We start from the raw sequence: 14,079 nt of genomic DNA, 5'->3' as shown, positions 1-14,079 counted from the left end.
TTTCATGATGTACCCCCTGTTATGGTGCAAACAACGATCATTACGGAAGCCATCCGCGAAAGCATTGCCGTTAAACAGGCCATTATGGAGGATGCGGTATTGCTGGATACCATTCACATGGCGGCCATCGCCATGATACACAGCCTGCAGGATCATAAAAAAATACTGTTCTGCGGCAACGGTGGCAGCGCTGCCGACGCCCAGCACCTGGCGGCCGAGTTTTCCGGCAGGTTCTACAAAGACCGGCCAGCGCTGTACGCGGAAGCGCTGCACTGCAACACCTCCTACCTGACCGCCGTGGGCAATGATTACGGGTATGACGAAATATACGCCCGCATGCTGCGGGGCATCGGGCAGCCGGGAGACGTGCTGGTGGCCATTTCCACCTCCGGCAATTCCCCCAACATACTGGAAGCCGCCAAAGCCGCCAGGGAACAGGGCATGATCGTGATCGGCATGACCGGCAAAAGCGGGGGCAAAATGAGAGCATATTGCGATTACCTGCTCAACATCCCTTCTGCAGACACGCCCCGTATACAGGAGTCGCATATCACCGTGGGACATATTATCTGCGAAATAGTGGAGAGCAGCCTGTTCTGACAGCACATTATTACCGTGCTATACAATAATTTTACAGGCAGAACGTAATAAGAAGCAATGACAAGAACCTTACTCCTGCTCCTGGGGCTGCTGGCCGGCGCAGCGGTGCAGGCCCAGCGCCTGGACTCCGCCAGCCTGGCTGTGCTGCAACAGCAACAGGACTCCCTGCAATACCTGGCCTACAATATCCTGAACGGTAGAACGGAGGACGCCCGCCGCCAAAGCAGCGACCGCTTTATTCCCAAACTGGTGCAGGCCCTGAAAACAAAATATTCCTTTGACTTCCCTTTTGACTCCATCCGCTCCGTGAGCATACAGTACCCGGAGGACAGCACTTTCCGCATTTTTTCCTGGGGCCTGGAAATGGACAACGGCTTTTACCACCATTACGGCGCCATACAGATGAATACGAAGAACGGGGAGCTGAAGCTGTTTCCCCTGTTCGACAATTCCGACTACGGTAACGCGGATACGGTTGCCGGCAACAAGGCCTGGTACGGCTGCCTCTACTACAAGATCCTGCAGCGGCATTATTTTAACAGGGAATACTATACGCTGTTTGGCTACGACGCCAATAACCTGCGCAGCACCAAGAAGCTGCTGGACATGCTCACCTTCAAAGACGGGCAGCCCGTGTTCGGCGGCCCCTACTTCAGCTTTGCGGAAGATACCGTGCCCAAGCCGGTGCGCAACCGCTTCATCGTGGAATACAAGAAAGAAGCCACCATCAGCCTCAGTTACAACCCCGAAATGGACATGATCGTATATGATCACCTGATATCGGCAACCAATGAGCCCGGAAAACCGTATACGTATGTGCCCGACCTGGACTATGAAGGATTCAAATGGAAAGCCGGCAAGTGGGTGCATATTGAAAAAGTGTTTCACGACGCGCTGGAACGGGGCAAGTTTCCCGTACAGCACCCGCTGGACCAGCGCAAAAAGGACCTGATGCATCCGCAGACTGCGGAAGAGATGGAAGCGGAGAAAGCCGGACGGAAGCGCAAGAACAGGTAGTGCCGTTTTTTTCCTATATTCGGTTGCCGGGAGCGCAATTGCATGCTACATCCATCTACAATACAGCTATTACGTTTTCCTTTTTCCTACTTCCTGATGCCGGTATACTGGTTTGCCCTCAGTTGTGTACCAGGGCCTATCCATCCGGCCAGGGCCATATTGATCTTTGTACTGCTGCACGGGCTGCTCTACCCTTCCAGCAACGGTTACAACAGCTACATGGACCGGGACGAGGGCAGCATAGGCGGCGTGGCAAAGCCCATGCAGCCCACCCGGCAGCTATTCTATGTAACCGTGTGGATGGACGCTGCCGCCTTCCTGCTGGCCTTCCTGGTATCCGGCTGGTTTGCGCTGGCCCTGCTGTTCTATATCATCTGCTCCCGCGCCTACAGTAACCGGTACATCCGGCTGAAACGGTTTCCCATCTGGGGTTACGTTACCGTGGTGCTGAACCAGGGCACCCTGGTGTTCTGCATGGTCTATTACGGCGCTGCTGCCGCCGGCGCATCCCTGCCGGCGCCCTGGCTGCCCGCTATTGCCGCGGCCTTCCTGATAGGCGGCTTTTACCCTATTACGCAGGTGTACCAGCACGCAGCCGATGCGGCGGACGGCGTGACCACCATCAGCATGCTGCTGGGCAAACGGGGCACTTTTATCTATTGCGCCGCCATGTACCTGGCCGCCTTTGGCCTGCTGTTTGTTTATTATCAACAGCAACAACAACTGTGGGACTTTGTGCTGCTGCAGCTCTTTTTCATCCCCGTGATCTTCTTTTTTATACGCTGGTTCCTGCAGGTATGGAAAGACGGGTCTGCCGCGGACTTTAAGCGCACCATGCAAATGAATGTGATAGCTGGCACCAGCACCAACCTGGCTTTTATTGTACTCTTAATTATACATCAGATTGGCTGAAATTATTTCCATAGGAACGGCGGTGCCTGCTTACTGCCATCAACAGCAGGACATACTGCACTTTATGCAGCAGGCACATCAACTGGATGCAACCGACAGCAGGAAACTCTCCTTTCTTTATCACCACAGCGGCATACAGACGCGTTACTCCGTGCTGGCGGACTTCAGCCTGCCGCCGGAGCAATGGTCCTTCCTGTCGGCCAACGGCCACGGCGCCCTGTCCATTGACGATCGCATGGCCGTGTACAAAAGGGAAGCCCTGCCGCTGTCCCTGCAGGCCATTGAAAACTGCCTGGAGGGCCTGCTGCCAGCAACGGACATCACCCACCTCATCACCGTAAGCTGTACCGGCATGAGCGCGCCGGGCCTGGACCTGGAGATCATAGAGGCCCTGCAGCTATCGCCGGGCATCTTCCGCACCTCCGTTAATTTCATGGGCTGCTACGGGGCCGTACATGCGCTGAAGCTGGGTAAAATGATCTGCGATACCGATGCGGAGGCACGGGTACTGATCGTATCTACGGAGCTGTGCACCCTGCATTTCCAGCAGCACTACACGCCGGACAATGCGGCGGCCGCCCTCCTGTTTGCAGACGGCAGCGCCGCGGTGCTGATGGGCAATTTTGAAAGCGACCGGCCTACCGTAACGGTGGACGGGTTCTGCGCCAACGTAACCTTCAAAGGCAAGCAGGACATGGCCTGGGGCATCAGCAGCAAAGGCTTTTTAATGACGCTGAGCGGCTATGTGCCCAACCTGATAGAAGAGGATATCAGCGGACTGGTACAGGAAGCGCTGCAGAAAAGCAATATCCGCCAGGAGGAGATCAGCTACTGGTGCGTGCACCCCGGCGGCCGCAAAATACTGGACACTATCGCACAAAAGCTGCAGCTCGACGGGAATGCTTTGCAATACGCGCGGCAGGTGCTGCAGCAGTACGGCAACATGTCTTCTCCCACCATTTTATTTGTACTGAAGGAAATGATGGACCGGGTGCACGAAGGCCCGCTGCCCGCACGCATCTTCGGGGTGGCCTTTGGCCCGGGACTCACCATGGAAACATTTATAGCTACCGTGAAATGAACCTGGCCCAACGTTCATATCAGCCCGAATTGCTGGATGCGGACAATATTCCCTTTGCCGCCATCCGGCAGAACCTGCGGGAACTGGACATCATCAACCGCTGGCTGGGAGGCCACCGCATCAGCATCCGCGGGCTACGGCAACTGCTGGGAGACCGCCGCCAGGTCCACATCTGCGAGATCGGCTGCGGGGGCGGCGACAACCTGGCGGCCCTGCTGCAATGGTGCCGGCAGCATCATATAGCCGTTACCTTTACCGGCATTGACATCAAGCCTTCCTGCATACAGTACGCCGCGCAAAACGCGGCCCTGCAGGCCTGCGCCCACTGGATCGTGAGCGATTACCGGGAGGTAACATTCACCGACAAACCGGATATTATTTTCTCCAGCCTGTTCTGCCATCACTTTACAGACGATGCGCTGGTAACGCAACTGCAGTGGATGCAGGCCAACTGCCGGCTGGGCTGCTTTATCAACGACCTGCACCGCCATCCGCTGGCCTATCATTCCATCCGGCTGCTGACGGCAGCGTTCTCCCGTTCCTACCTGGTAAAGAACGATGCGCCGCTAAGCGTGGCCAGGGGCTTTACCCGGCAGGAATGGACCGCCTTGCTGCAGCAGGCCGGAGTCCGCCATTACCGGGTACGCTGGCAATGGGCATTCCGTCACCTCATTACTTTCCAGCGCCATGAGAATTGAGCACCGGTACGATATCGCCATTGTGGGAGGCGGCCTGGCGGGCCTTAGCCTGGCGATCCAGTGCGCGGAAGCTGGGCACCAGGTAGCCCTGTTTGAACGGGAGCAGTACCCCTTTCACCGGGTATGCGGGGAATATATCAGCCTGGAAAGCCGGGGTTTCCTGGAGCGGCTGGGCCTGGACCTGCAGCAATGGCAACTGCCGGCCATCGGGGAGCTGCACCTGTCCGGCGTGCACGGTAAAGCCTACACTACGAAGCTGCCGCTGGGTGGTTTCGGCATCAGCCGTTATCTTATTGATCATGCGCTGTACGAGATCGCGCTGCGGAAAGGTGTACACGTTTTTACCCAAACCAGGGTGCAGGATATACAGTTCCGGCAGAACCGGTTTATCATCCAGGCAGACCAGGGCCTGCGCGCCACTGCCTTTATAGCGGCCGGCGCTTTTGGCAAGCGCAGCAACCTGGATGTAAAATGGAAGCGGACTTTTACGCAGCAGCAGGCGGGAAAGCTCAATAACTACATCGGCATCAAGTACCATATCCGCTACCCGCAGCCGGAGCACCTCATCGCGCTGCACAACTTCGGGAACGGCTACTGTGGCATTTCCCGCATCGAGGACGGCAAATGCTGCCTGTGCTACCTCACCACTGCGGCCAACCTGCAACAGCATCATAACAGCATCCCGGAAATGGAGCGGGAAGTGCTGTACCGCAATCCCCACCTGGAAAAGATATTCACGGAAGCCGATTTCCTGTACGAGCAGCCGCTGGCTATTTCACAGATCAGCTTTGCCAAAAAATCCGCCGTGGAAAACCATGTGCTCATGGTAGGCGATGCCGCCGGCATGATCACGCCGCTGTGCGGCAATGGCATGAGCATGGCACTGCATGCGGCCAAACTGGCCTTTGAGCAGATCCATGCCCTGCTGCGGCAGCAGATCACCCGGCAGGAAATGGAGCAATATTACCAGCGTAACTGGCAGCAGCATTTTCATAGCCGGATGATGATGGGCAGAACCCTGCAGCGCTTCCTGGGCAGGGAAAGCCGCGCGGATATGCTGGTAGGGCTGATGCGCTACCTGCCTCTTGTAGCAAAAGGCATTATAAGGGCTACACATGGAAAGCCGTTCTAACACTACCATCCTACTTCCCATTCCGTTTCCAGCTCCTGGTCCGGCGCTACCAGCACGTTTTCCACCCCTGCCTGCAACTTTATCTTTTCCGGGTATTCCCAGGCCGTCTGCAGCCTGACCTCCGTAACGGTATGCGGCGGCAGCGTTACGCGGCCCAAAGGCAGGTTTACGAACAGGTAAGGCGCGCGAAGGCGCAGGGAAAAGGGAAAACCGCTCCGGTTGTCCAGCAGCACTACCAGCGCCGGCGCATCTTTGTCCTTGCCATGCTTCGTGGTAACGGTCACGCATGCTTTCAGCAGCGCTTCCATCTCCGCCGGGCGGCCGGCCAGGTAATCCCGGAAGTACACGGCGGTGCGGCGTGCGTCCAGCGCCTCCCGGATACCGGCGGCGCTATGCTCCCCGGCAAATACCAGCGTCATGGGCCGGTGGCTGTCGCGGTAGGTATTGCTGATATCCCGGTGCTCATCGGAATTGGCCAGCATGGCCAGGTTGTATTGCAGGGCCAGCGCATGCGCATAGGGCATGTACCTGGTGGAGTTCACCACTTCAATACCCTGCAGCATGTCCTTTGCCAGCAGCGCCTGGTGCGCATCGTTAAAGCGCTCATGCCCGAAGCGCTTTTCATCCCACCAGTTGAACTGCGGATGGTTGTGGAAGATGAAGGCCCCCTGTTTTTTCACGGCTTCAAAGGAGGCCATGATATCCTCCCGGCTTACGCTGTCCTTCATCACGAACGCCTTTTTGGTGCGTTTCATATAACGTGCAGGGATAGCATTGGCGTCCTGTACAAAAATAGCATTGCAGTGGTGGGGCGGCATCCTGGGCGATATTTCCACACCCCGGATCACGATCAGGCCGCTCTTTTTAGCGGCTTCCTGCGCTATTTCATAAGGGCGGTTATAGTTCTTTTCAAGATCATCCGGCTGCCCCTCGTAATCGATATGCGGGGTGATGGCGATAGCGTCCAGCCCGTCGCGCACGGCCTCGTATACACGGAAGGACGGCCATACATGCCCGTCGGAAAAAACGGTGTGCATATGGAAATCGCATTTCAGCGTATGATAGCCGGGAATGCCGGGGAAGATGGTTTTACCCGGCTGCTGTTGCGCGCGGCACAGCAACGCAGTGCTGAGCAGGCAGAGTGTGGCGAGTAGTTTCATGTACCTGGTTTAAAAATTCCAAAACCCAAATTCCAAAATCGGAAACATGTGTCCGGTTAACAGGCAATGCCGCCTTAGTTAGAACACTGCCTCCATTTTGGAATTTGGAATTTGGGTTTTGGAATTTGGAATTTACATTTTTACAATCCATCAATCCATCCCGGGTTCTGCGTCAGGTTCCGGTTCAGCGTTCTTTCCTGGATAGGGATGGGATAGAGATAATCCCGGTCCTCGTCAAACTGCTTGGGAATATTGCGGTTGATCATCATATTGCCGCCGGCAGTACCGTTTTCCAGGCTGATCTCCGTGCCCAGCTTCAGGTAGGCCGGTCCCTTTTCATCGGGCTTCTGCCCTTCGTAGATCACCACGTCGATGGCGCCGTCCATATCCAGGTCATATTTGCCCAGGCCGGGGAAATACATGCCTTTGAAGGGCTTTACGAACATATTCCCTTCTTTCCAGCGGCGCACATCGTCCCAGCGGAAATTCTCCATCACCAGCTCTATGCGGCGCTCACGGCGTATTTCCAGCAGCACGCCCTTGTTGGGGCCGGGCTGCAGGTGTGTATAGCGGGCGGCTTCATAAGGGTCGGGATTGGCGTTGGCGGCGGCCATATCCAGGGTAGGCATTTCCACCCGGTCCCGCAGCAGCTTGATGCTCTTGTCAATGTCCGCCTGTGTAAGCGTACCCAGCTCCGCTCTGGCTTCCGCAAAGTTCAGCAGCGTTTCAGCGTAGCGGAACACCGGCATGGCATTGTCATTCTTCGTGTAGGAGTCCTGGCTCTCGTCCGTCACATACTTGATCAGTTGGTAACCGGTGGCGGAAGCGCCGAAGTCCGGCACCAGGGTCACCGTGTTGCCAATGCGGGTATAGCCCGGCGTGCGGATGGTCTGCGACAGGCGGGGATCCCGGTCCTGGCATTCGTCGTAGAACTGCATGGTCTCATAGCCGGGTATATCGGTAAAGCGGGTGCCGTCTTTCATGAGGTAGCTGTTTACAAAGCTCTTTTCCAGGCCCGGCTGCCCGTAGGAGGCAGTGATCGTATAATAGTTGGCGTTATGGTATATCTGCAGGCCGGCGCTGTACTGCCGGGCGAGTATGATCTCCTCCGGGCGGGGCGCCCTGGAGGCAAACAGCTCCAGGTAGGCCTTGTCCGGCGTACTGGTGTAGAGGCTGTACTGCCCGCTGCTGATGAGCGCTTCCGAAGCTTCCACGCATTCATTTAAAAAGCGGTCGGCCTCCGGCAGGTTGAACTCCTCGTGGTATTTTCGGAAGGTGCCTTCAAACAGGCAGATGCGGGACTTGAGCGCCAGCGCGGTCCATTTGGTCACCAGCTCCGTGCTGCGGGTAGCATCCAGGTGCTCAATGGCAAAGTCAATGTCCGCCAGCACGGAGTCCATGATCAGGGTACGCGGATCACGGGGCTTTTGCAGGTACTCCACATCATCCGGCTCAATCGGCTCGCTGTACCAGGGCACATCCCCGAAATCCTTTACCATGTCGTAATAGAACCAGGCCCTGAAGAAGCGGGCGGCGGCCACGTACTTGCGCGTGGCATTTTCCGGCAGCACGCGGTTACAGTTCACCAGGAAATAATTGATCTTGCGCAGCTCCGCCCAATCCCAGCCGCCGCCGGACACCGGTATGTCGCGCTTGCCCTGGAGGAAGCTGGAAAGGGAGCTTTTCACCACGTTGTCCATATCCTCGTTATAGACGCCTTCAGCGCTGGGCACGCGGTTGTACAGGGAATTAATATACAGTTGCAGGTCCTTTTCGGTTTTGAAAAAAGCGTTGGGCGATATCTGCGCCTGCGGCTCGCGGTCGAGGAACTTGCTGCAGGAAGCAAGGCTGATAGCCGCTGTTAAAAGAAGGAGGTGATATATTCTTTGCATGATTGATCTTTAATGATTAAAAAGTAATATCCAGGCCTACAGCATAGGTTTTGCTGAACGGGTATACGCGGCCGTTAGCATCCACGGTTACCAGGTTGGGATCGCTGGAGAGCTGTTCCGGGTCCAGGTAATCGCTTTCCAGCTTGCTGAAGGTGAGCAGGTTCTCACCGCTGAAGTAGATACGGCAGCGGCTTATCTTGGCGCGGCTCAGCAGGGAGGCCGGCAGGGAATAGCCGATGATCAGGCTTTTCAGGCGGATATAGGCCAGGTCCTGCACGTATTTGTCATTGGCTTCCTTCAGCGAGCCGCCGTTGTTCAGCGCAATATATCCCCTCAGCCGCGGGAAGTAGGAATCGGGATTCTCCGGGCTCCACAGCTTTTCCTGGAAATCCGTGGGGATGAATGACATGTACGGGCGGGAGAAGGGTCCCCAGAACTTGTCCGCATTATTACCAGGATACCAGTTCTGCTTGCCGATGCCCTGGAAGAAGAAGCTCAGGTCAAAACCGTTCCATTCAGCGCCGCCCCGGATGCCAAAGGTATAGCGGGGCAGGGAGTTGCCGATCCTTACCTGGTCGCCGTGGTTGGCGAGGGTGTTCTGTCCTTTGCTGATGATGCTGTCGCCGTTCAGGTCTCGGAACTGGAGGTCACCGGCGCGGAGCTGTCCCCATTCGCCCGGTGCGGAAAATATATTGTTACCTACCTGGCGCTGGTCTACATACCAGTCCGCGGCTTCCTTGTCCGATGCGAAATATCCTGCGATGCTGTAGCCCCACATTTCGCCCAGGTCCTTGCCTTCATAGTAATCGCTCAGGATCTTGTTGGGATTGTCGAAGCGGGTGATATGCGCCCTGAAGTCCGCCAGGTTGGCCCCGAAGTGGTAGGATAAGGGCTTGCCGCCTACATTCACGGCGCTGCGCCAGTCCAGGGAAAGCTCCCAACCCTTTGTCTGCAGGTCTGCAGCGTTCTCCTTCGGTTCGGAAGCGCCGAACACTTTAGGCAGGGTCATGCCCTTGGTCAGCATGTCCTGCGTGTTGCGCACATACCAGTCAAAGGAGGCGTTCAGCCGGTTCTTCAGGAAGCTCAGGTCCAGGCCCAGGTCCACGGAGTTCACCTTTTCCCAGGTAAGCGAGGGACTGATGGGGGAAGGCACTCCCACATACTGGGTGCGCTGCCCGTTGGTGATATAGGAAATGGTGCCCATGCTCATCACGGGAATGTAGGGATAGTACTGGTTCTGTACATCCTGGTTGCCCAGCGCGCCGTAGGAGGCCCGGATCTTCACGTCGTTCACCACATTGCGGGCAGCGGCAAAGAAAGGCTCTTCGCTGATGCGCCAGCCGGCGGACACGGAAGGGAAAAAGCCGAAGCGCTTTTCTTTCGGGAAACGGGAAGAACCATCATAACGGCCGTTAAATTCCAGCAGGTATTTATCTGCGTAGTCGTAGGTAATACGGCCGAAATACCCCAGCAGGGCCAGTTCCCTGGCATCGCTGTTCACAAGCTGGTCGCCGGCGCCCAATGCTACTTCGTTCAGGTCTTCGGACATAATATCCTTGCGGTTGGCGTACAGCATTTTCTCCTGGCGCAGCTCCTGGTTGTAGCCTGCCATGGCGGTGAAGCTGTGCTTCCCGAAATCGCGGCTGTAGGTAGCATAGGCATTCAGCACGTGGTAGTGGCTGGTACGGTCCTGCTGCCACAACTGGTCGTTGAACACATAGCTGATCACACCGGGAAAGATGGACCAGGGAGCGGGCGTGCGGCGGTGAAAATCATTTTCATGCGTGAGCGTATAGGTATAGTTGCCCACGATGTTCAGGTGCTCGTTCACTTTGAGGGTAGCCCCTACCATGTTCACCAACTGGTAGTTCTTCTCCTCTCCCTTGCTTTTGCCATGCAGCAGGTCGGCGTAGATGCCGTCGCCAATGGTATAGTTATTCAGCTCCGTGCGGTAGGTAGCGGTACCGTCCGGGTTTACCGGCACGTAAGAAGGCAGGGCGTGCACGCTTACCGATACGAAGTTGCTGTTTACACCGCTACCGGGATACGTATAATTGTTGGCGTTATACTGGGTGTTGCTGGTCAGCGTCAGCCAGGGCTTTACCTCCGCTTCCAGCTTGGCGCGGAAATTATAGGAGTTGTACACATCCTGGTTGATGCGCATCATGCCTTTTTTCTGGTAAGCGCGGCCCGACACCATATAGTTGATCTTATCCGTACCGCCGCTCAGGCTCAGGTTATGCTCCATGCCGGGCATTACATCACGGAACATGGCATGCCACCAGTCTGTATTGCCGTAGTAGATATACATGTCCTTTCCCTTGCGGTTGTCTATCACTACCGAAGGCAGGGAAGGATCGGTTTTTCTTTTCAGCAGCTCCGCGTAATCCTCGTCCGTATAACCGGTGTAGGTTTTACCCAGGGTGATCTTAAACGCTTCATCATTGAGCATGGCCGCATCGTAGCCGCTGGTAATGAAATCGGTGCTTACCGTAGGGCTGCTCCAGCTAAAGTTATTGCCGTAGCTGATCTGCATTTTACCGGAGCGTCCTTTGCGGGTGGTGACCAGTATCACGCCGAATGCGCCGCGCGCGCCGTAGATGGCCGCGGAAGCAGCATCTTTCAGTACTGATACGCTTTCCACATCGCGGGGATTGATCAGGTTGATATCGCCCGGCACCCCGTCAATCAGTATCAGCGGCGATCCGCCGGAGATGGAGGTAAAGCCGCGGATGTTCAGCTTGGCGGTACCACCCGGCCGGCCATCACCGAAGTTCACGTTCAGGTTGGGAATAGCGCCCTGCAGGGCCTGCCCTACGTTGGCCACGGGCCGACTTTCAATAGCACTGGCATCTACCTGGCTTACCGCGCCGGTAAGGTTCACTTTCTTCTGTGTGCCGTAGCCTACCACTACCACGTCCCGTATCTTGGAGCTGCGGCCGTTCAGGCGGATGGTGATGAAATCATCACCCTGCAGCACAATTTCCCGGGGATCGTAACCAATGTAAGAGATCATCAGCACATCACCGGCCTTTACGTCCGGGAAGGTGAAGCCGCCGTTTTCATCGGTCACCACGCCCCGCCTGGTGCCTTTCAGGAACACGGTTACGCCTACCAGCGGCGTTTGGGTTTGCGCGTCCACCACCTTGCCTTTCAGCACAAAGGCGGCGGCCGGTTTTTTATATACTACCAGCAGGCCGTTCATGGTCTTGTAATCCATGTGCACGGGCGCCAGCAGCGAGTCCAGCACGGTGTGCGCGGCCCCGGAAAGATGGATGGAATCTGTATGGTAGCCGGCTGCTGCAGCGGCGTCGTACACCAACTGGAGGTGGCTCTGGCGGGCTACCTGCTTTAGTACTTCATGCAGGCCGGAGGGCGGCATGCTGACGGTAATATTCTTTTTAAGATGCTGGCCTTCCAGTGTCATGGCCGGCAGTGAGCCATTCATTACCGCAAAGCAGGTAATAAGGGTACTCAGGCGCATAAGGAAATAGATTGTAGATTTTTTAACTACATTTTGCATAATTTTGAATGGTTTTTATCAAGTATAAAAAACACGCTGCCCGCATTCCCGGTAATTGGTCGTTACGGAGGAGCAGCAGCAAATTCAAACCGGTTATGTTGGCGCATAGCCGGTTTTTTTTAATTAATAATTAATAATGAATAATTAATAATTAGCGGTGCAATGTTACGAGGACGCGATAGCGCTACGATTATTCATTATTAATGGCAAGTAGATTTCAGGACATCAGTGCTTCATTGATACAACAGTTTTACGATTATTAATTATTAACTATTAATTATTAATTGCCTGTATTGTCACCTTATTATTTCTCTGTTCATATCTTAACTGGTGCACGAGGCAAAGCGCATCCAGTATTTCATCCAGGGAATTGGCAGCGGTGAAGGTGGCTGTATAGCGGTATTGTCCCAATGCCGGTGATTGTAAGCTGATCTGCGTGTCAAACCTGTTCTCCAGCGCTTTTATAATATCTGATAATGTATGCTGACGGAATTCCAGCCGGCGTGCGCACCAGGCGGTGGCAATCCATGCCGGCGCGGCATAAGGGCGGCCGCTATAGCTGAGCGTATCCACTTCCAGCGCGTGGTTAGGGTCCAGCACCACATCACGGGCAGGCCCCCTGGCGGTTACGGGTGTGCTTACCATCACCTTCCCGGTCTTTACCATTACATTAATTTTACCGGCGCGGGCACGCACGTTAAAAGAAGTGCCCAGCACCCGGGTACGCAGCTCGCTGGTATGCACCATGAACGGGCGCGCCGCATCCGTATGCACCTCGAAGAACGCCTCCCCTGCTTCCAGGTATACCTCCCTGCTCTTGCCGAACTGCGCAGGATAGCGCAGGCGCGATGCTTTGTTCAGGGTCACTATGGAGCCATCCGGCAGCGTTATTTTCTTCGTATTGCCGGCGCCGGTATGCACCAGTTGGTACTGTATGGCCGGCGCCGCTTCCTGTACTACCACAGCAGCAGGCGCCGTAGCGGGTTTTACGGACCATGAACGCAGGTAGAGGAATGCGGCAGTACCGCCGGCAACCAGCACCAGCACGGCGGCAATGCGCTTCAGGATGCCCAGGGAGCGGATGATCCGTTTTTCTTCCCCGGGAAAGGAAGGCGCTTCATAGCCCGCCCCCCGCCGGATACCGGCCAGCATGTCCGCCTCCAACTGGTCCCATTCCATATCTGAAAGGTCCGTGTCATCGGGCGCCGTTTCATCCGTTAACATTTGATTTTTCAATGGCCGGATGGAATCTCGCGTTTGTGAAAAAAATTCATCCGGCTCGATTTCATCCAGCCATTGCGCTATAAATGCCTGTTCTGCGGGCGTGGCCCTGCCTTCCAGGTACCGTTCTATAATTGCCTTTAACTGTTGTTGATCCATTTATTGTAGTGTGCCATTATATAGCACCTGGAAAAGGCGGGAAGTACCAGCGGGATATGTTAAGGAATTGTTAAGGACTTTACAGGGCTGTTTCTTTCAAATGCGCCCGCAGCCGCATCAGCGCGCGGGAGAGCTGGTTCTTGACGGTTTGCTCGGAAAGGCTCAGCTCATCGGCAATAACAGCAATGGGCTTGTGGTTGTTGCGGCTTAGCAGGTATATTTCTTTCATTTTTAACGGTAATTGTTCCACCGCGGTATGCAGTTGCTGCAACAGCTCCTTTTCATGCACGGCATCCGTAGCCTGTGCGGGCGCCGCCAGCACCAACTGCTCCACCTGTGCGGGGGATACCCCGGCCTTTAAAGCCGCCGCATACCTGCGCAATATCTCGTAACGGACAGCGGCATACAGGTAAGCCTGCAAGGTAGTGTGCACCTGCAGGTGATGCCGGCGCTGCCACAGGTTGATGAATACATCCTGCACTGCATCCTTTGCTTCATCTGCCTGCCGCAGCTTCTTAAAAGCAAAAATGTACAACTGTTGCCAGTACCGGTGGTACAACGCTTCAAAGGCAGCACTGTCATTCCCCGCCAGCAGTTGCAACAGTTCGGCTTCAGTGGATTGTTGATATCTCATTCGATCGACAAAAAATGTGGAGACGGCTGCAAGTTAAACATCCCATCCTT

The 14,079-nt window shown here is 55.6% G+C and carries 11 protein-coding genes; 6 read left to right on the top strand and 5 right to left on the bottom strand.

All coding sequences use genetic code 11. The features are described from left to right. Positions 1 to 21: 21 nt before the first annotated feature. Genes LX66_RS16480 through LX66_RS16455 form a run of 6 tightly spaced genes read left to right on the top strand, consistent with a single transcriptional unit; the run spans position 22 to position 5,440 of the window. Positions 22 to 600 (top strand): D-sedoheptulose-7-phosphate isomerase, encoded by a 579-nt coding sequence (locus tag LX66_RS16480; RefSeq protein ID WP_145715388.1) that lies wholly within the window; start codon positions 22 to 24, stop codon positions 598 to 600. Positions 601 to 657: 57 nt separating this feature from the next. Then, on the top strand, positions 658 to 1,617 hold the full coding sequence (locus tag LX66_RS16475) for a hypothetical protein (RefSeq protein ID WP_145715386.1): 960 nt from the start codon (positions 658 to 660) through the stop codon (positions 1,615 to 1,617). A gap of 42 nt (positions 1,618 to 1,659) precedes the next feature. Then, complete coding sequence (locus tag LX66_RS16470) at positions 1,660 to 2,529, top strand: UbiA family prenyltransferase (RefSeq protein WP_244620427.1); 870 nt, start codon at positions 1,660 to 1,662, stop codon at positions 2,527 to 2,529. After that, positions 2,522 to 3,610, top strand: coding sequence for a type III polyketide synthase (locus LX66_RS16465; RefSeq protein ID WP_145715384.1), 1,089 nt, complete (start codon positions 2,522 to 2,524; stop codon positions 3,608 to 3,610). The genes LX66_RS16470 and LX66_RS16465 overlap by 8 nt, the downstream gene beginning before the upstream one ends. Next, positions 3,607 to 4,308, top strand: coding sequence for a methyltransferase domain-containing protein (locus LX66_RS16460; RefSeq protein ID WP_145715382.1), 702 nt, complete (start codon positions 3,607 to 3,609; stop codon positions 4,306 to 4,308). The genes LX66_RS16465 and LX66_RS16460 overlap by 4 nt, the downstream gene beginning before the upstream one ends. Then, positions 4,298 to 5,440: an NAD(P)/FAD-dependent oxidoreductase gene (locus tag LX66_RS16455; RefSeq protein WP_145715380.1), complete on the top strand. Its 1,143-nt coding sequence runs from the start codon at positions 4,298 to 4,300 to the stop codon at positions 5,438 to 5,440. Before LX66_RS16460 ends, LX66_RS16455 begins: the two co-directional genes overlap by 11 nt. Before the next feature lie 2 nt (positions 5,441 to 5,442). On the opposite strand, the gene LX66_RS16450 is transcribed toward LX66_RS16455, so the two are convergent. The 5 genes from LX66_RS16450 to LX66_RS16430 all read right to left on the bottom strand — a co-directional run bounded on the left by LX66_RS16450 (position 5,443) and on the right by LX66_RS16430 (position 14,029). Continuing rightward, positions 5,443 to 6,600, bottom strand: coding sequence for an Sb-PDE family phosphodiesterase (locus LX66_RS16450; RefSeq protein WP_145715378.1), 1,158 nt, complete (start codon positions 6,598 to 6,600; stop codon positions 5,443 to 5,445). 140 nt (positions 6,601 to 6,740) lie between these two features. Next, positions 6,741 to 8,492, bottom strand: coding sequence for a RagB/SusD family nutrient uptake outer membrane protein (locus LX66_RS16445; RefSeq protein ID WP_145715376.1), 1,752 nt, complete (start codon positions 8,490 to 8,492; stop codon positions 6,741 to 6,743). A gap of 16 nt (positions 8,493 to 8,508) precedes the next feature. Then, positions 8,509 to 11,976, bottom strand: a complete 3,468-nt coding sequence (locus tag LX66_RS16440) for a SusC/RagA family TonB-linked outer membrane protein (RefSeq protein ID WP_158642654.1) — start codon at positions 11,974 to 11,976, stop codon at positions 8,509 to 8,511. Between the two features lie 312 nt (positions 11,977 to 12,288). Then, on the bottom strand, positions 12,289 to 13,395 hold the full coding sequence (locus LX66_RS16435) for a FecR family protein (protein ID WP_145715373.1): 1,107 nt from the start codon (positions 13,393 to 13,395) through the stop codon (positions 12,289 to 12,291). A 79-nt stretch (positions 13,396 to 13,474) separates the two neighbouring features. Beyond that, complete coding sequence (locus tag LX66_RS16430) at positions 13,475 to 14,029, bottom strand: RNA polymerase sigma factor (RefSeq protein WP_145715371.1); 555 nt, start codon at positions 14,027 to 14,029, stop codon at positions 13,475 to 13,477. Between the last annotated feature and the right edge of the window lie 50 nt (positions 14,030 to 14,079).

It is taken from the genome of Chitinophaga japonensis, assembly GCF_007830125.1.
Taxonomy (GTDB): Bacteria; Bacteroidota; Bacteroidia; order Chitinophagales; family Chitinophagaceae; genus Chitinophaga; species Chitinophaga japonensis.
Note: the sequence above shows the minus strand (reverse complement) of the source record. Positions and strands in the feature narration are given on the sequence as shown.

Bases quoted from the DNA above. Each gene is read 5' to 3' on its own strand.
- LX66_RS16480 (WP_145715388.1), top strand. From the start codon at position 22: ATGGTGCAAACAACGATCATTACGGAAGCCATCCGCGAAAGCATTGCC.
- LX66_RS16475 (WP_145715386.1), top strand. From the start codon at position 658: ATGACAAGAACCTTACTCCTGCTCCTGGGGCTGCTGGCCGGCGCAGCG.
- LX66_RS16470 (WP_244620427.1), top strand. From the start codon at position 1,660: ATGCTACATCCATCTACAATACAGCTATTACGTTTTCCTTTTTCCTAC.
- LX66_RS16460 (WP_145715382.1), top strand. From the start codon at position 3,607: ATGAACCTGGCCCAACGTTCATATCAGCCCGAATTGCTGGATGCGGAC.
- LX66_RS16455 (WP_145715380.1), top strand. From the start codon at position 4,298: ATGAGAATTGAGCACCGGTACGATATCGCCATTGTGGGAGGCGGCCTG.
- LX66_RS16450 (WP_145715378.1), bottom strand. From the start codon at position 6,600: ATGAAACTACTCGCCACACTCTGCCTGCTCAGCACTGCGTTGCTGTGC.
- LX66_RS16445 (WP_145715376.1), bottom strand. From the start codon at position 8,492: ATGCAAAGAATATATCACCTCCTTCTTTTAACAGCGGCTATCAGCCTT.
- LX66_RS16440 (WP_158642654.1), bottom strand. From the start codon at position 11,976: ATGCGCCTGAGTACCCTTATTACCTGCTTTGCGGTAATGAATGGCTCA.
- LX66_RS16435 (WP_145715373.1), bottom strand. From the start codon at position 13,395: ATGGATCAACAACAGTTAAAGGCAATTATAGAACGGTACCTGGAAGGC.
- LX66_RS16430 (WP_145715371.1), bottom strand. From the start codon at position 14,029: ATGAGATATCAACAATCCACTGAAGCCGAACTGTTGCAACTGCTGGCG.